Here is an 18316-nt window from a genome sequence, read left to right as displayed (position 1 = left end):
ATTATAAGCTCCAGCCTATGAACAGGACAGTAGAACAAGCTTACAACTGTGAACAGGCCGGACCCCTGCGCAGTGAACAAATGCAAGATTCGTGTACAAAAGCTACTTGTGACAGGGGAGGGGACTATTCCCTATATGACTCTGCTCTGAATGCGGAAGGTGCGCGGGGAGAGGCCGATCTCCCGTTTGAACATATTGCAGAACTGGGCGTCGTTGACGAATCCGGCTGCAGCCGAGACCTCGGAAATATGCATTTGGCTGTGCAGGAGAAGCGACTTGGCATAATCCAGGCGTTTTAGTAAAAGATAACGGTGGGGAGAGTGCATGAACCGCTCCTTGAACAGATGCCGGAAGCGGTCATAGCTGTAACCGGACATCTCTGCCAGCGAGGCCACCGAGAGCTTGTGGCGGTAATGCTCGTTCATATAATTGAGCACATACTGCATCTGATCCTCTGCCGGGGAATGGAAATCGGAGGCGCTGAGCAGCCGCTGGAGATAGACGGTAATTTCACTCATCTGCAGATTCAGCAGCTCGCTGAACCCGTCGCGCTTGCGCTTGAACTCAGCGCTCATCCGCTGCAGGGTCTGTAGTACTGTGTGCTCTTTATCGTCGTCAAACACACCGGACAGCGAATTAATCACCGGGTTGCCGCAGTGGAAGCCGACGAACAGCACCTCCGGGCTGGGCTGATGATTCTCATCATGCTTAAAGCCTGCCGGAATGAGGGCGAAGGTAGAGGGCCGGAAGTGATAGCTGCGCTGGCCGATGCTGCAGGTGCCCTGACCGTGGATGTAATAGACAAGCTCGAAGCACTCATGCTGGTGCGGAGGGATATAGGTACCTGCTTCATGTTCTGCATTTACAATATATAGGACACGATCCATGATGAGCCTCCCTTGATCGTCATTTAGCCGAATCGTACAAAAACATGACCGAAAATATATAAATATTTATGTTTTCATTTGATATGATCTTATCAATAAAACCGAAGATTCTCAACTGGACTGGCCATCTTGTTCGGATATTTTACGGTTTTTTAGCGAAATGTAACATGAAATGTTTGGTTTTCAGAGTAAATTGCTTATTTTCAGAATTTCAACAGTCGCTTATTCATGCTGCCCGATTCGAAGGGACCAACAAAACGTGTAATTGGGATTTTATGCTATTCAGCAGGGTGGATCTATTACAAATAGGGGTGTGAACTTAGAACATGAAAAAGAAAATGCTCACTTTAATGTTGCTGGCAGTTATGGTACTGGTCGCTGCGTGCGGAAACAACAAGTCCGGGAACGGGAATGGTGCGACAGCAACTCCGGGAACGAATGAGGAAGGCGGCGCGGCTGCGGGGGACAAGCTCAAGGTGGTGCTGCTGATTCCGGGGACGCTGGGAGACAAGTCGTTTTTTGATGCGGCGAACAATGGTCTGCAGAAGGTGAAAAGCGAGCTTGGCGCAGAAACGAAGGTCGTGGAAATGGGCGCTGACAAGACGAAATGGGAGCCGACTTTTAATGATATCGCTGCTGAGGATTGGGATGTTGTCATCTCCGGCGGCTCGGAAATTACAGAAATGTTCAATGCAACGGCAGAAGCAAATCCCGATAAAAAATTCATCAACTATGACACCGACATCGAGGAAGCGCCTGCCAATATGTACAATATGTCTTACTCGACCAATGAGGTCTCCTTCCTGGCCGGAGCGGCTGCGGCGCTTGCTACCCAGTCTGATATGCCTAATGCCAACAAGGACAATGTGATCGGATTCCTGGGCGGAATGGACATTCCCGGCATCAATGCTTTCCTGGTCGGTTACATTCAGGGAGCACAGTATGTTGATCCGGAAGTGAAGGTAGCGGTCTCTTATGCCGGAGATTTCGTGAACCCTGCCAAAGGCAAGGAATTGTCGCTGATCCAGTATAACTCGGGCGTGGATATTATCTTCAACGTGGCGGGCGGTACGGGCCTTGGCATTTTCGATGCAGCGAAGGAAAAGAACAAATATGCCATCGGGGTCGATTCTGACCAGGCGATGCTGCTGAAGGATACGGATAGTGCGAAGGCCAACCTGATCGTTACTTCTGCGATTAAAAAAATCGATTCGGCCATCCTTGGCGCAGTGAAGAAACTGCAGGACGGCACGCTTGAAATGGGTAAACGCGATGTGCTTGGCTTCGTTGAAGACGGCGTGGGCATTGCCGAGAACGAGATCTACAAGGCGGCATTCCCGGCGGAATTACAGACCAAGATTGAAGAAGTGAAGCAGAAGCTGATCAATAAGGAAATTAAGGTAGATAACGCAATGGGTATGGAGACCTCTGAGGTTGAAGCGATCCGTAATGCCGTTAAACCTTAAGGACATGAATAAAACTTTGGTTGAAAGGCGTTGATGACCCATGGCAAATGCTCTGCTGGAAATGCGGGGAATCACCAAAGTGTATCCGAACGGTGTGGTTGCCAACAAGGACGTTGAGTTCTCTCTGCGCGAAGGCGAGATCCATGCGATTGCGGGTGAGAACGGAGCCGGTAAATCGACTCTGATGAAAATTATGTTCGGAATGGAGAGCCCGAGCGAAGGCGGGCTCTATATCCGGGGAGAACAAGTGAAGCTGCAGTCCCCGCAGGACGCGATTGACCGCGGCATTGGTATGGTGCATCAGCATTTCATGCTGGTGCCTTCTTTTACGGTGGCGGAGAATATGGTGCTCGGTATGGAGCCGAAGAAGGGCGTTGGCTTCAATTATGCAGAGGCCGTGCGCCTGACGGAAGCAACTGCACGTAAATATAATCTATTAGTGAACGCCAAGGCGAAGGTGGAGGACCTAAGTGTCGGCATGAAGCAGAAGGTGGAAATTCTGAAGGCGCTGGTGCGCGGGGCCAAGATTCTCATTCTCGATGAGCCAACGGCAGTGCTGACTCCGCAGGAGACGGAGGAGCTGTTCCATGAGCTGCAGCAGCTTAAGGAGCAGGGACACACGATTGTGTTCATCTCGCACAAGCTGAAGGAGGTCAAAGCCATCTGTGACCGGATTACCATCATGCGCGGCGGCCGGAGTGAAGGCGTCTTCGATACTAAGGAAGTAACAGAGCAGGAGATCTCGCGGCTGATGGTTGGGCGGGATGTGGTGCTGAAGTATGACAAAAGCGATCTTCCCTACGGCAAGCCGGTGCTTGCGGTGGAAGGGCTGAGCGTCTCAGACAGCCAGGGCAAAGCGCTGCTCTCCGAGATCAGCTTCTCGGTCCGTGAAGGCCAGATTGTCGGCATCGCCGGCGTTGAAGGGAACGGACAGACGCAGCTGATCGAGGCGCTGACCGGCGGCCTGCGCGGGGTTGGCGGCAGCGGGTCGGTACAGGTGAAGGGGAAGGATGTTCGTGAGCTGGATATTCTGGACATCCGCAACCTGGGGGTATCCTATATCCCTGAGGACCGGATGCGCCAGGGCTCTGCCGGAGATGCAAGCATTGCCGACAATCTGATCTCCACGCGCTACCGTCAGAAGGATATGAATAAAGGGCCTTTCCTGCACGGGTCAAGAATTGCTGCGCTGGCCTCTGCGCTGGTGGAGGAATTCAAGGTGCGCTGCTCCGGCCCGCAGCAGCCGATCGGCATGCTGTCCGGCGGTAACATGCAGAAGGTAGTCGTAGCCAGGGAATGTTCCACGAATCCGCAGCTGCTGATCGCCGAGCAGCCGACCCGGGGCGTTGATATCGGGGCTGCCCAGTTCATTCACCAGAAGCTGCTGGAGCTGCGCTCGGCGAACTGTGCCACGCTGCTGGTATCAGCGGATTTGAATGAAATTCTGGAGCTGAGCGACAGTCTTCTCGTGATGTATGAGGGCCAGATTGTTGCCTATTTCGATAATCCGTCAGCAGTCGGTGAGGAAGAGCTGGGGCTCTACATGCTGGGAATTAACCGGCAGGACAAAGAGCAGACCGGGAGGGCCGCATATCATGTTTAAAGTCAAATATTTCGAGGCGATCCGCACAGCGGCGGTCATCGTCATTGCACTTATTATCGCGTTCCTGATTATCTCGCTGGTCAGTGATCACCCGGTGAAGACGATCGGAATCTTCCTCTGGGAGCCATTGTCCACGAAGGGCCATATCGGCAATGTCATTGAGATGGCGATTCCGCTGATGTTCACCGGCCTTGCGGTCTCCCTGCTGTTCCGGGCCAATATGTTCAACCTGGGAGCGGAGGGGATCTTCTATTTCTCCGGTGTCGTGACTACTGCGCTGGCGATTCATCTCAGCCTGAACAGCTGGTTCCATCCGGTAGTGGCGATTCTTGCGGGCTCGATCGTAGGGGCACTGCTCTCAGCCATCCCCGGTATTCTCAAAGCGAAGTGGAACGCCAATGAGCTGGTAACCTCGCTGATGTTCAATAATATCCTGTTTGGGGTCGGGCTGTACCTGCTGAACTATCATCTGCGGGATGCCAAGGCCTTTGCCAACGTTTCTTTTAAATTCGAGAAAACGGCCCAGCTCAGCAAGCTGTTTGCAGGGACGCGGATTCACACCGGACTTATTATTGTGCTGGTGCTTATTGTGCTGGCTCACCTGTTCCTGTACCGGACCAAATGGGGCTATGAGCTGCGGATGACCGGGGTCAACCGGGACTTCGCCCGTTATTCAGGCATGAAGACGGCAAAGGTGATCATTCTGGTCCATCTGATCGCCGGGTTCATTGCCGGTATGGGCGGCTCGGTGGAAGTGCTCGGGATGTACAGCCGGTTCCAGTGGACCTCCTTGCCGGGCTACGGTATGGATGGTGCTCTGGTGGCCATGCTGGCCAAGAATAATCCGTTCTCCGTCATTGTATCGGCGCTCTTCCTGGCCTATATCCGCATTGGCGCCGATATGATGTCGCGCCTCTCCGATGTTCCGTCCGAGATGATCTCGATCATTCAGGCTGTCATTATTCTGCTGATATCCGCTGAGCAGTTCCTTAAGTTCTGGAAGAACCGCATGCTGCTGAAGGAGGCGAAGGAAGCATGAACAGTCTGCTGAATGTCATTCTGACGACGGATTTTGCCTTCTCTGTCCTGCGTGTAACCACGCCGATTCTGTTCGCTGCACTAGGGGCGCTGATCTCGAACCGTGCCGGAATCATCAACATCGGGATGGAAGGGATCATGCTGGTCTCGGCGCTGGCCGGGGTTATTGTGAGCGCCTATACGCAGAGCGCCTGGGTGGGATTGCTTGGGGCGGTACTGTCGGGAACGCTGATTGCGGGCATTCTGGCTTTTTTCACCTTAAAGTTCAAGACCCACATTATTCTCGGCGGGGTGGCGATCAATATGTTCGCTTCCGGCGGTACGGTATTTATTCTGTATCTGCTGAGCGGTGACAAAGGCTCTTCCACCTCCCTGGCGAGTAAAGTGCTGCCTAGTATAGATATTCCGCTCCTGCAGGATATTCCGGTGCTGGGCCCGATTCTGTCGGGGCACCACATTCTGACGTATTTCTCTATATTGTCAGTGCTCGTAGTCTATTATCTGCTCAACCGTACACCGCTGGGGCTGCGTATCCGCTCTGTAGGCGAGAATCCGCATGCGGCCCAGTCAGTGGGCGTCAGTGTGGTCCGCATTCAGTACAGCGCACTGCTGCTCAGCGGCTTCTTCGCCAGTCTGGGCGGAGCCTATATGTCGATGGGCTACCTGTCGCTGTTCACCCGCGATATGATCGCCGGCCGGGGCTGGATTGCCATCGCTGCTGAATCCATGGGCCGGAGCACCACCGTGGGCACAGCGCTGACCTCACTGCTCTTCGGCGCAGCTGACGCGTTATCCAATGCCCTGCAGGTGCTGAAGATTCCGGCGGAGCTGATCGCTACGCTGCCTTATGTGGCAACGGTGATCGGTCTGATTATCTATGCGGTCTCGGAGACACGGAAGAAGAATAAGAAGCTGAAGGCTACTATTACGAAATAAACCAGGTAGATAAGACGCACGAAAGAAATTAACGAAAAGCAAAAAGAAGCGGAGGGGAAATTTGGAACTGTAGGAGCGTTAGCGATCGCCTTTGTCACCGGATTTCAACCTCGACGAAGAGGGATAAAATCAAAGAAATCTGGTGACAACAGCGGCCGGAAGTCCAAATGTTCACCGCAGTGACGACCAAGCTTGGAGTTCAACTCTTAAGTGCGTCTTATCTAGCCACTCACAACTAATACAAGGGAGCGACAACGATGCCAACACCTATCATTATTGACTGCGATCCGGGGCATGACGACGCGATTGCCATTCTGCTTGCGCTGGCACATCCGGGAGAGCTGGATATCCGGGGGATTACGACCGTTGGCGGCAACCAGATTCTGGATAAAATTACCGACAATGCGCTCAAGATTCTCAGCTTTGTAAATGCAGATATTCCGGTAGCCAAGGGCGCTGCGGCACCGCTGCTGGGCAAGCTTGTTACCGGAGAGGAAGCCCACGGGGAGTCCGGCATGGATGGCCCGGCGCTGCCGGCGAGCAAGTTCAAGCCCGTAGAGCAGGGGGCAGTAGAATTCATGCTGGAGATTATCCGCGCCTCGGAAGAGAAGATCACTCTGGTGCCTACCGCCCCGCTGACGAATATCGCCCTGCTGATTATGGCGTACCCGGAAGTGAAGGAGCGGATCGAGAAGATCTCTCTAATGGGCGGCGGACTTGCTTACGGCAACGTGACCCGGACAGCGGAGTTCAATATTTATGTAGACCCGGAGGCGGCGCGAATCGTTTTCGAATCCGGCATTCCGATTGTCATGAGCGGATTGGATGTGACAGATAAAGCGGCGATCTTCGAAGAGGAGATTCAGGAGCTGAAGACGCGCGGTCCCGTGTCCGTCATGGTCGGCGAGCTGCTGGATTTCTATTCGATCTACGGGAAGAAAATGGGCTTTGTCGGCAATGCGCTGCATGACCCTTGCGCCATTGCCTGGCTGCTGCACCCGGAGCTGTTCGAATCCGAGCACCTGTATGTAACGGTAGAGACCGAAGGCAAGCTTACCCGCGGCATGACCGTGGCCGACCGCCGCAAGAAGCCGGACCAGCCTGCGAATACGGAGGTACTGCTTGGTGTGGACCGTGCAGCCTTCATCAAGCTGCTGTTCGATTCGTTGGAACGGTTAGACCGGCAGCTGGGGTCTCCGGCAGGAGAATCCTAACGGATGGCGGGCTGGGAACGTCTGCAGGAGACGGTAAGGTTCGAGCTGCAGCAGCGGATCGAGGAAGGCTGCCAGCCGGGCAGTCTGGCGGAGAAGCTGGATGCGGCCGGGAGCGATGAGGACAAGCTGATGGAGGTATACCGGGAGCTGATGGCACTTCCTGTATCCGCTGATTTTCCTTATAAGGAGCCTTCGGATCTGGCGGGGATCAGGCAGCTCCGTCCGGAAGGTCCGCGCAAGCTAGCGGTGGACTGGACGCCGGACCAGTGGCGGGACAGGTTCTACGGGGCCTGGCTCGGTCGGAGTGTAGGCTGCGCACTGGGCAAGCCGCTGGAATATTGGGATTACCTGTACGGGAAGGATGGCCGGACCGGCTGGGAGAATATCGAGCTGTGGTTCCGCGGTGCGGATGCTTGGCCGATTACAGGTTATACTCCTGAGCACTCCACGGCACGCGAGGAATATGGCCTCGGCTTAAGCGACTGGTCATTCACCAGCACGCGTGAGAAGATCAGCTACATGGAGAGCGATGACGATATTCGTTATACCGTGCTTGGCCTGATGCTGCTGGAGCAAAAAGGGTTGAACTGGGATTCCTGGGATATCGGCAAGCTGTGGCACGGGCATCTGACCTACAGTCAGGTCTGTACGGCGGAGACACAGGCCTATATGAACTTCGCTCAGGAGACCTCCCATCTGCACGGGGAGAAGCCGGCGGATTGGCCGCTGCGGCAGGAGCGGGTACGGATGCATCTGAATCCGTACCGGGAATGGATCGGTGCGGCGATCCGCGCGGATGCCCTGGCTTATGGAGCGGCCGGACATCCCGAGCTGGCAGCGGAGCTGGGCTGGCGGGATGCGTCGTTCTCGCATGTGAAGAACGGAATCTATGGCGAGATGTTCAATGCAGCCATGATCTCAGCGGCGTTCGCAGGCCTCAGCAACCAGGAGATTGTCCAGATCGGGTTGAGTGAGATTCCGCAGACGAGCAGACTGGCTAAGGATGTGCTGCGGGGAGTTGAAATTGCACAGCAGGCAGGCAGTGAGCGTGAGCTGGTCAGCACCCTCTGGAACGAGTTCAGCCATTACGACCCGGTGCATACGAACAACAACGCTGCCATTGTGGCCGCATCGCTGATCTATGGTGGCGATGACTTCGAGAAAGCGGTGGTCACCTCCGTATCTGCCGGAATGGATACCGACTGCAACGGGGCCACCGTCGGCTCCATTATGGGAGCGAAGCTGGGGGCTGCTAAGCTGCCGGTCCAATGGACCGCACCGCTGAACGATCTGCTGTATGCGGATCTGCCGGGCTTCCACCCGATCGCCATCTCTGAGGTCGCGGAGCGGAGCTATCAGGTGTTCCTGAAGCTGCGGGCGGAGCTGGGAGAAGAGGAATAGGGTTAAGACAGATACTAAAGTTATAGTTGAGCGCTTTTTATGAAGTCGCCCCGCACCGGATGTTTTCAGGTGAAAACATCCGGTGCGGTTGGGCGGCTTTTTTTGTTGATTAGGAAATTATGATTTGCGTCCGATGTGGATAAGTTGTGCATAAAGTTGGGGGTAAGTGTCTTGGAGCATCGGCAGGATGACTATATTCTGGATCAGTCATAGGAATGACTTCTCTGATTTCACCGAACAGCCGGATATGGTCGAAAAACCGACCACATTCGGTGCGGCAGAGGCGTGTGGGCCGGATATGGTCGAAAAACCGACCACATTCGGTGCGGCAGAGGCGTGTGGGCCGGATATGGTCGAAAAACCGACTACATTCGGTGCGGCAGAGGCGTGTGGGCTGGATATGGTCGGAAAACCGACTACATTCGGTGCGGCAGAGGCGTGTGGGCCGAATGTGGTCGAAAAACCGATCACAATGGGGATGCCGCAGGCATTTTGTTCTCGTATGGGAAGGAAAGTTTGCCGAATGTAGGTGAAAAACCGAATACAATAGGCCGTTAAGAAGGTAAGTTGATAACAGGGAAGTCTACAGCCAGATCATACTGGCTGCGGACTTCCCTGTTTCGTTTAAAGAAAGCCTCGCTTAAGTTAACATTCACATGATTGAACTTGTATGTTAGCATTACTTGTAATTCTATTACTTACCAAATTTAGATGATTGAGAGGGGAGCGGAGCTCATGCTGAAAGTCATGATTGTGGACGATGAACCCTGGGTTCTGGAAGGACTCCGGACGATGGTGAACTGGGAGAAAGCCGGATTCGAGGTATGCGCTGAAGCGCTTAGTGCCGGGGAGGCCCTGCGGCTGATCCGGGAGCACAGGCCGGATCTGCTGCTGACGGATATCAATCTTCCGGTGATGAGCGGCTTGGAGCTGATTGCGGCGGTGAAGGAAACGGTAGACCCGCCGCCCCGGTTCGTGATCCTGAGCGGATATGACGATTTCAACTATGCCCGGACTGCGCTGCGCCACAAGGTGGACGGCTACCTGCTGAAGCCGGTGGATGATGAGGAGATCGAGGAACTGCTCGGGAAGATCCGAGCTATTATCCATTATGAAACCGCTTCCAGACTAGAGGAACGGAAGAAGCATAATATTCTGGTGCATAATCTGATCAGCCGTTGTGTCCAGGGGGATTGGAGTCAGGAGCTGGAACACGCCGCCTACGGTCTGCTGGGGCTTCAGCCTGATACAGAGCTGCAATGCATTCTTGCTGCTGCCATTTCAGGTTCAGGTACGGTGAGCCTGAATGAAGGGGATACCGAAGGCTTCCCGGATCACCTGGGCTATGTGTTCCAGGACCCGGCCGGAAGGGCCGGGCTTCTGATTCGCTCAGCCGGACTGTCCACGGAAGCGCTGGAGGCAGCAGCTGCTCAGGTGCAGAAGGTGCAGTCAGCGAAGCTGGGGGTACCGGTGGCTGTAATGATCAGCGGCCGGGGGCAAGGCCTGCGCGCGGTCCAGGAGCTGTACACCCAGACGCTTGAGGTCTGGGGGCTTAAATACCGGAAGGAGCGGGGCGGAATTTTCTACTACAATGATCTGCGTACGGCCCGCTTGTCTCCCGGTTTCACTGACGGGCACTTTACGCGTGTGCTGGATGAGGTGAAGGAAGGCGTGCCTGAGAGAATCCGGGCTGCTGCCAGGGAAGCCTTCGCAGCCATGACCGCTAAGAGGGTGAGTATTGACGCTGCACAGGCTGAGGTAGCCCATCTGGAGATGACCTTATGCCGGAGTATTGCTGAGATGCAGGGAGACCCCGACCAGATCATGTGTGCGATGCACAAGGAGTACGGCAACATGGGCGGGCTCAGGGACTATTACAAGCTCAGCCTGTATGTGGACCGGCTCTGCCTGGAGACCGCAGCGTACCTCACCGAGCTGCGGGCCCATAACGAGGGGAACACCATCTATAATGTTATTCAATATGTAGATCTGGAATTCCGCAGCAAGCTGCAGCTCCAGGATCTCGCCAGGCAGTTCCACATGAATTCTGCCTATCTGGGCCAGTTGTTCCGCAAGGAGACGGGGCGCAGCTTCAGCGATTATCTGAATGAGAAGCGGATCGAAGCGGCCAAAAGCCTGCTCAAGCGCACCCAGCTCAAGATATCGGATATCGCGGTGCAGGTGGGCTTTTCCAATACCGATTATTTCATCGACAAGTTCAAGAATAAGGTGGGTTCATCACCATCAGTGTACAAGAATGCCCACAACAATAAACAGCTCTAATACAACCCCACAAAGTGGGGCTTTGGCTTCGAAGGTTACTCAGGTACTATGCGGGGACCCCGAAAACTAAAGTAACCCCACAAAGTGGGGCGTTGGCTTCGAAGGTTACTCAGGTACTTTACGGGGACCCCGAAATCTTAAGAAAGCCGGGTGTGTGTGAGGGATGGCGACAAAACGGTTTAAATTCGGCACCATCGTCAATGATATTCCGCTAAGCTACAAGTTCTATCTCATCTACATTGTGGGTGTGCTCCTGCCGATCATGGTGCTGAATCTGGTATTCCTGGAGCGGATTACAGATCTCATCAAATCGCGGGAGCAGCAGAATCTGGAGATTTCCATGGAGCGGGCGCGGAAGGACATTCATGATTTTATTGAAGGGGGAGTCTCTGTCGGCTACACGCTGGCTGCGGATAAGAATCTGTACGAGATGCTGGACCGGACCTATACGGACTCTATCGAATTCTACAGTATGTTCAACGAACAATTGAGAGACCGGATGAACAGCTATATGCCTGTCAATAACCAGCTGGAACGAATCAGTATATTCACGAACAACCAGACGGTTGTATCCGGGGGGAATTATCAGGTAATGAACGATAAAGTATGGTTCAGTGACTGGTACCGGCAGGCCAAGAAGGCCACTACCCAGGTCTATGTTGCTGCTTACCGGATCATGGAGAACAAGAATCTGGCTTCATCCACCCCGACGCTCAGCATTATTGAGACCATGGACAATTACCGTAATCTGAACAACTATGAGAAGGTGCTGCGGATCGATCTGGACCTTAGTGAGATCTATGACATTATCGTCCGGGAACGGGATTACCTGAGCCTCTTTCTGATCAATGGGGAGAACAAGATCGTGATGTCAGCGGACAGCGGCTATCAGCATATTACGGATGATCCCTATCCGGTATTCGATCAGTGGGGGGACAGCCAGGACGAGAGCGAGGGGGTGCGGGTAATGGCTGTAGGGACGGCGAATTATCTCAAAGGCTGGCGGATTGTCGGAATTACGCAAGGGGAGCGGATCTCCCAGGCGGTTCTCGACATCCGGCTGTACGCAGCGGGCCTAGCCACCACGCTTACTCTTTTGACCAGCATATTCATATATATCATGCTGCGCTCCTACAACTACCGGGTGAAACGCCTGTCCCGGCATATGCAGAAGGTGACGAACGAGAAGTTCGAGCTGATCGCCATCGATGAGGGCCGGGATGAGATTGGCGGGCTAATCCACAATTTTAACCGGATGACCTCCAGAATCCACTCCCTGATCAACGATGTGTACAAGCTGGAGATCCAGAGCAAGAACCTGGAGATGGAGCGCGTCAGGGCGGAGCTGAATTTCCTGCAGAGCCAGATGAACCCCCACTTCCTGTTCAACACGCTGAATGCGATACTGGTGGTCTGCACCAAGAACAAATATAACGATGTCACCGATATTATAAAAAGCTTGTCGAAGCTGCTGCGCAGACTATTGAGCTGGAAGGAGGATCTGGTGCCGGTGCGCGAGGAGATCGCATTTATCGACATGTATCTGAGGATTGAGAAATTCAGGTTCAGGGATAAATTCGATTATACCTTTGAGATCGATGAGCAGTCCCTGGATTATAAAATACCGAAGCTGAGTATGCAGCCACTGGTCGAGAATTCCTGCAAGCATGGCCTGCAGACGATTGAGGGGCTGGGCGTAATCAAAGTGGCTGCGTTCGTGCTGGATAACAGGCTGCAGATTACAGTATCCGACAATGGTAAGGGCATGGAGCCGGAGAAGCTGAAGGAGCTGATGTTCGCGGTCCGCAAGGAGGATTACTCGGGCACCCACATCGGGATTCGCAATGTATACCGCAGACTGGAGCTGAATTACGCAGATCAGGTGCGCTTCGAGATATCCAGTACGCCGGATCAGGGAACCGTAGTGACCTTTGGCATTCCCCTGAAGCTGCTTGAGAAGAATTATTCCCTGGAAAGAGAGGTATAGACGATGAAATACAAAGTTCTATTAATTGATGACGAGCCTAGCGCTCTGGAAGGTATGGAGATGTGGATCGATTGGCAGGAGCTGGGCTTCGAGCTGTGCGGAACCTGCGGCAACGGCCGGGAGGGGCTGCAGATGATGAAGCAGCTTCAGCCGGATCTGGTCATTACCGACATCCATATGCCGCTGATGAATGGTCTGGAGATGATCGGGGAGTGGCGGCAGGAGGGGACGGATTCGACGAAGTTCGTCATTCTGAGCGGCTACAGTGAGTTTGAATATGCCCGTAAGGCAATCAGCTACGGAATCAATCATTATCTGCTGAAGCCGGTTTTCCCGGAGGAGGCTACCGAGGAGCTGCGGGAGATCCGCCTGGAGTTGGAGCAGGAGGCGAACCGCAGAAGAATCCATGAGACCGCTTCCGGGGAAGAGGCGGCAACCTTAATCAAGGGGCTGTTATATGGCAAAAAGGGAGAACCCGAGCTTATGGGATGGCTGGAGACTCTGCCCGGCTTCAAGGAAAGCACTTCCTGGAACATCTGCCTGATCCGGACGGTCCCGGAGCTGTACACAGAGGTACGGAGCCGCACAGTCTCCCTGCTGGCCGGATATCAGGCAGTGGTGACGATCGATCTGGAAGCAGGATTGCTCGGGATCGTGTACGGGATGACGGAAGGCAGCGGGGACGCTGCCGGAATAGCTGAAGTGCTGGTTACCCTGCTGCGCGAGTACGGGGGAGAGAATATCCACATCGCTCTGGGAACCCCCGAAGACTCCTTAGTGTCCATAGAGGGGAGTTATGGCCGGGCCAAAGAGACTCTTTTACATTTCTTTTACGAGCCGGAGCAGGCAGGGGTGCTGGCTTACAGCGCGGTGCAGGACCAGCCCTTCAGTTATCACTATGACCATATCGGGCTGATGGATGCTCTGCTGGACTGCGTGAATCTCCTGGACGCGGATGGCTACCGCGAGGCACTGGAGGCAGCGGCCCGCAGCTTCCGGGAACAGCAGGTGGCGCCGGAGGTGGTGCGCAAATTCGTAATCCACCTCATGTACCGGATATTCGCACTCGCACCCGGGGCAGAAGCCGCAGGCGAGGAGGGCGGAGTGGCCTCGGGTGTTGAGGTATCAGAGATTCAGCAGGCGATGACCCCGCTGAGCGGGCTGCTCAGCCGCTTATTGTCCTACGGCGGGAAGGCCATAGATCTGCTGGTGCAAGAGCAGAATTATAAGTCGCATGGGATTGTCCGGGAGATCAACCAGTACATCGGGGAGCATTATCAGGAGAGCCTGAGCATTCAGAAGCTGGCCGAGATCTTCTTCCTGCATCCGGTATACCTGGGGCAATTATTGATTAAGAAGAACGGGATGACCTTCAATGAGCAGCTGCATCATCTGCGGATTCAGGCTGCGGCTGAGCTCCTGCGCGGGAGCAGGCTGAAGCTCTCAGAGATTGCCGAACGTGTCGGTTATGCCAATTACGGACAGTTTCTGAAGCGGTTCGAGAAGGAGCTGCACATGGGCCCGAATGAGTACCGGCATGCCAAGTTCTAAAATTTTCGGGGGTACACCTTTAGTTCGGTCGTATTTTAGCGGATAGTTCACCTCTATAATTTACTTGTGTAAGTGCTTACAAATTAAAGACAATACACTATGGAGGTGCTTTATGGGGGGCAAGTCGAAAGTGACGTTTAAGTATTCCCTGGTTGCTCTATTAACCCTAAGCTTCGCACTGTCAGGCTGCGGCGGGGGCAACGACAAGAATGCTGCTACAACTGACAAAGCAAAGGCGACAACAACAGCGGATTCTGCTTCAGCTAACACGGGAGGAAAGGTTGAACCGTTCAAGGTTAGCGCATTTATCGGGGTAGCCGGGCAACAGCCGACACCGGACAACAAGATCTACAAGAAGATCAAAGAGGAGACCGGTGCCAGCTTCGATATGGAATTCCTGGCAGGCGATATTAACCAGAAGCTGGGCGTTATGATTGCAGGCCAGGATTATCCGGACCTTATGACCGGGAGCACCAAGCTTACAGCAGCAGGGGCTTATATCCCGCTTGAAGACCTGATCGAAGAGCATGCGCCGAATTTGAAAGCGCATTATGCAGAATATTGGAACATGATGAAGGACCCGAATGACGGACATATTTATATTTTGCCTAACTACGGTGTATATAACGGTAAGGTCAACAGCTCATGGTATTCAGGACCGGCCTTCTGGATTCAAAAAGCAGTGCTTAAGGAATTCAATTATCCGAAGGTTAAGACACTGGATCAGTACTTTGACCTGATTGAGCAATATAAAGCAAAGTATCCCAAAATCGACGGAAGCCCGACCATCGGGTTCGAAATTCTGAACTATGACTGGAAAAACTGGGGTTTGTTCAACGCACCTCAACATCTGATCGGACATCCGAATGATGGCGGCGTAGTCGTGAAGGACGGCGTGGCCGAGGTATTTGCCAATAAGGATTATGCCAAGAAGTACTATCAGAAGCTGAACGAGATGAACGAGAAGGGCATTATCGACAAAGAAACCTTTGTGCAGAACTACGACCAGTATATGGCAAAGCTATCCAGCGGAACCGTTCTGGGGATGTTCGACCAGCACTGGAACTTCAACGCTGCTGAGGATTCACTGACGACCCAGAATAAAATTGAACGCACTTATGTAGGTCTTCCGCTGGTATACGATGAGTCGACCAAAGACCACTACCGCGATCTTGCGGTGCTCAATCTTAACAATGGCTTCGGCATCAGCATTAATGCCAAAGATCCGGTGAAGATTATCAAGCTGCTCGACACCCTGATGGATGAGAAGTGGCAGAAGCTGTTCTCCTGGGGTGTAGAAGGCGAGGATTATATTGTTGAGAACGGCAGATTCATGAGAACCCAGAAGCAGCGTGATGATGCAGCCGATGCAACCTGGCAGCTGGCCAACAAGGCCAAATCATTGTTCGAATATCTGCCTAAGACCGAAGGAAGCTACAGCGACGGCAACTCCACGGATGCCGCTGCACAGCCGGAAGAATACAAAGCAGGCCTGAAGCCGTACGATAAGGAAGTTCTGGATGCCTATGGCTTCAATTCCTACGTGGACTTCTTCAGCGATCCGCCGCCAAACCCTGTGTATTATCCTGCCTGGTCCATCGACCTGATTGAAGGCTCGGATGCCAAAATCGCCAGTACCAAGCTAAATGAGCTGCAGACCAAGTTCCTGCCGAAAGCCATTCTTGCCAAGCCGGCCGAATTCGATTCCGTATGGACCGATTATACGGAACAGATCGAGAAAGCCAATGTGAAGGCTTACGAAGACAAGATCAATGAGCAAATTAAGTGGAGAATTGAGAACTGGAGTAAATAATGTAAGGTCTGGTACCGGGTTTTAGAAGGTGGAAGGCCGTCAACCGGCCTTCCACCTTACATTAATTTGATGGAGTAGGAGACAACGAATATGGATGAGACCTTAGAAATAGATACTGGCGTCCGGCGTCCGAAGAAGAACAAGAGGAAAAAGCAGCCGATTACCTGGCGCGTAATTAAGAATCAACAACAGCTGATCTGGATGTCTGTGCCTTTAATGCTCTACATTATCCTTTTTGCCTACGTTCCTGTGTGGGGCTGGACCATGGCCTTCCAGAACTACAGACCGGCCAAGTCCTTCGGTGAGCAGGAATGGGTGGGACTGAAGCAGTTCAAGTTTTTGTTCACCGATGATAACTTCATTCGTGTCCTGCGCAATACGCTGGCTATGGGGGTTATCAATCTGATCCTCGGCTTCGTTACAGCCATCGTGCTGGCGCTGCTGCTTAACGAGATTAAGAAAGTATTCTGGAAAAGAACCGTGCAGACAATCTCCTATCTGCCCCATTTCCTGTCATGGATTATCGTTACCGGTATTGTGGCCACCTCGCTGTCCATCAATGACGGGATTGTAAATATCGTTCTGATGAAGCTGCATCTGATTAAAGAGCCGATTCTGTGGCTCAGTGAAGGCAAATATTTCTGGGGAATCGTAGGGGCTTCACATGTGTGGAAGGAAGTAGGCTGGAATACGATTATTTATCTGGCAGCCATCGCTTCCATTGACCCTGCCCTGTATGAGGCTGCCGAGATTGACGGAGCGAACCGTTACAAGAAAATGATGCACGTAACCCTGCCTGGCATCAAGGCAACCATTGTTATTCTGATGATTATGTCCATAGGACATGTGCTGGAAGCAGGCTTTGAAGTGCAGTACCTGCTCGGCAACGGACTGGTAGTAGACTGGGCCGAAACGATAGATATTTTCGTGCTTAAATATGGACTTGCACAAGGGAATTATTCACTCGCAACCGCTGGCGGGATTTTCAAAACGGTGGTCAGCGTGACATTGCTGCTTATGGCTAACGGGATTTCCAAGCGGCTTGGGGAAGAGAGGTTGTTATAATGGCGGATAACCGGCAGATTAGCCCTGGGCATAAAGCAGGCTTTACGGCGAAAAGAAACCTAGGCACCGGCAGACTTGAACCGTTTTTGTTCACTTCCTTCAATACGGTCTTCATGGTCTGTCTGGTGGTTGTGACTTTATATCCATTCATCAATACCATTGCTGTTTCATTTAATGAAGGAAATGATACGATCCGCGGCGGCATTTACTTATGGCCACGACAGTGGACCTTTCAGAATTACAAGGCGATTTTTGCTACCGGAACGATCTTTGATGCTTTCCTGATCTCAGTGGCACGTACAGTGGTTTCTACATTGCTTAATATTTTTCTGACCACCATGCTGGCGTATACCTTAAGCCGCAGGGAGTATGTCTTCCGTAAGTTTATTACTGTAATCTTCGTGCTGACGATGTATTTCAGCGCAGGTCTGATCCCGAACTACTTCCTGATTAAGGACCTGGGCCTGCTGAACAGCTTCTGGGTTTATGTTATTCCATCGATGATCAGCGCGTTCAACATGATCGTCATCCGCACTTACATCGGTACGATACCGGAGAGTCTGATGGAATCGGCCAGAATCGACGGCGCCGGGGATTTCAAAATCTTCATGCGGGTCGTTTTCCCGCTCTGTAAGCCGGTGCTGGCGACGATTGCGCTGTTCGTGGCGGTCGGAGCCTGGAATGCCTGGTTCGATGCTTTCATCTACACCTCCTCCAAGCAGCATCTGAGTACACTGCAGTATGAGCTGATGAAGCTGCTGTCTTCAACGATGAACTCTAACGGGAACCCTACCGTAACCAACGGGGTGGGGATGGATCAGAATTCAGCACGGGCGATGGTCACGCCGATTTCGATCCGGGCAGCTATCACAGTGGTCGCCTCCGTACCTATACTGCTGGTGTATCCGTTCATGCAGAAGTATTTCGTAGTGGGTCTTAATGTCGGCAGTGTGAAAGAATAAGCGTTCAGAGCGAATAGACTGATGTATGCAAAATAGCAAAACGGGTGCAGTCCTACCAGGGACTGCACCCGTTTTTGTGCTACTATCCTGCTTCCCTTGAATAATCCCAT

The 18316-nt window shown here is 53.1% G+C and carries 14 protein-coding genes; 13 read left to right on the top strand and 1 reads right to left on the bottom strand.

What is annotated here, in order from left to right; translation table 11 throughout:
* Positions 1-131: 131 nt before the first annotated feature.
* Positions 132-887: an AraC family transcriptional regulator gene (locus NST26_RS27550; protein WP_076085625.1), complete on the bottom strand. Its 756-nt coding sequence runs from the start codon at positions 885-887 to the stop codon at positions 132-134.
* Positions 888-1213: 326 nt separating this feature from the next.
* On the opposite strand from NST26_RS27550, the gene NST26_RS27545 reads away from it, so the two are divergent.
* From NST26_RS27545 to NST26_RS27485, 13 genes are all read left to right on the top strand, one after another.
* Positions 1214-2353 carry a BMP family ABC transporter substrate-binding protein gene (locus NST26_RS27545; RefSeq protein WP_340950369.1) on the top strand — a complete coding sequence of 380 codons (1140 nt, stop codon included), beginning with the start codon at positions 1214-1216 and terminating at the stop codon, positions 2351-2353.
* 40 nt (positions 2354-2393) lie between these two features.
* On the top strand, positions 2394-3956 hold the full coding sequence (locus NST26_RS27540) for an ABC transporter ATP-binding protein (protein ID WP_340950370.1): 1563 nt from the start codon (positions 2394-2396) through the stop codon (positions 3954-3956).
* A complete protein-coding gene (locus NST26_RS27535; RefSeq protein WP_036731087.1) occupies positions 3949-4995 on the top strand; it encodes an ABC transporter permease in 1047 nt (348 codons plus the stop codon). Before NST26_RS27540 ends, NST26_RS27535 begins: the two co-directional genes overlap by 8 nt.
* Positions 4992-5930: an ABC transporter permease gene (locus tag NST26_RS27530; RefSeq protein ID WP_209878968.1), complete on the top strand. Its 939-nt coding sequence runs from the start codon at positions 4992-4994 to the stop codon at positions 5928-5930. Before NST26_RS27535 ends, NST26_RS27530 begins: the two co-directional genes overlap by 4 nt.
* Before the next feature lie 257 nt (positions 5931-6187).
* Positions 6188-7144: a nucleoside hydrolase gene (locus NST26_RS27525; RefSeq protein ID WP_340950373.1), complete on the top strand. Its 957-nt coding sequence runs from the start codon at positions 6188-6190 to the stop codon at positions 7142-7144.
* A gap of 3 nt (positions 7145-7147) precedes the next feature.
* Positions 7148-8545 (top strand): ADP-ribosylglycohydrolase family protein, encoded by a 1398-nt coding sequence (locus NST26_RS27520; RefSeq protein ID WP_340950374.1) that lies wholly within the window; start codon positions 7148-7150, stop codon positions 8543-8545.
* Positions 8546-8732: 187 nt separating this feature from the next.
* The gene (locus tag NST26_RS27515) at positions 8733-9074 is read left to right on the top strand and encodes a hypothetical protein (protein WP_340980306.1); all 342 of its coding nucleotides are present in this window, start codon (positions 8733-8735) and stop codon (positions 9072-9074) included.
* A gap of 206 nt (positions 9075-9280) precedes the next feature.
* Positions 9281-10828, top strand: coding sequence for a response regulator transcription factor (locus NST26_RS27510; protein ID WP_340958315.1), 1548 nt, complete (start codon positions 9281-9283; stop codon positions 10826-10828).
* 163 nt (positions 10829-10991) lie between these two features.
* Complete coding sequence (locus NST26_RS27505; protein ID WP_340958316.1) at positions 10992-12815, top strand: sensor histidine kinase; 1824 nt, start codon at positions 10992-10994, stop codon at positions 12813-12815.
* A gap of 3 nt (positions 12816-12818) precedes the next feature.
* The gene (locus NST26_RS27500) at positions 12819-14366 is read left to right on the top strand and encodes a response regulator (protein WP_340958317.1); all 1548 of its coding nucleotides are present in this window, start codon (positions 12819-12821) and stop codon (positions 14364-14366) included.
* Between the two features lie 112 nt (positions 14367-14478).
* Positions 14479-16179, top strand: a complete 1701-nt coding sequence (locus NST26_RS27495; protein ID WP_340958319.1) for a sugar ABC transporter substrate-binding protein — start codon at positions 14479-14481, stop codon at positions 16177-16179.
* A 90-nt stretch (positions 16180-16269) separates the two neighbouring features.
* Positions 16270-17244, top strand: a complete 975-nt coding sequence (locus NST26_RS27490; RefSeq protein WP_036731106.1) for an ABC transporter permease — start codon at positions 16270-16272, stop codon at positions 17242-17244.
* A complete protein-coding gene (locus tag NST26_RS27485; protein WP_036731108.1) occupies positions 17244-18206 on the top strand; it encodes a carbohydrate ABC transporter permease in 963 nt (320 codons plus the stop codon). The genes NST26_RS27490 and NST26_RS27485 overlap by 1 nt, the downstream gene beginning before the upstream one ends.
* Positions 18207-18316: the final 110 nt, after the last annotated feature.

Origin of the sequence: Paenibacillus sp. FSL R7-0128 (assembly GCF_038002245.1) — a bacterium.
Lineage (GTDB): Bacteria > Bacillota > Bacilli > Paenibacillales > Paenibacillaceae > Paenibacillus_AQ > Paenibacillus_AQ silagei.
The sequence above is the reverse complement of the archived record's forward strand: the minus strand, read 5'-3'. Positions and strand labels throughout refer to the sequence as shown.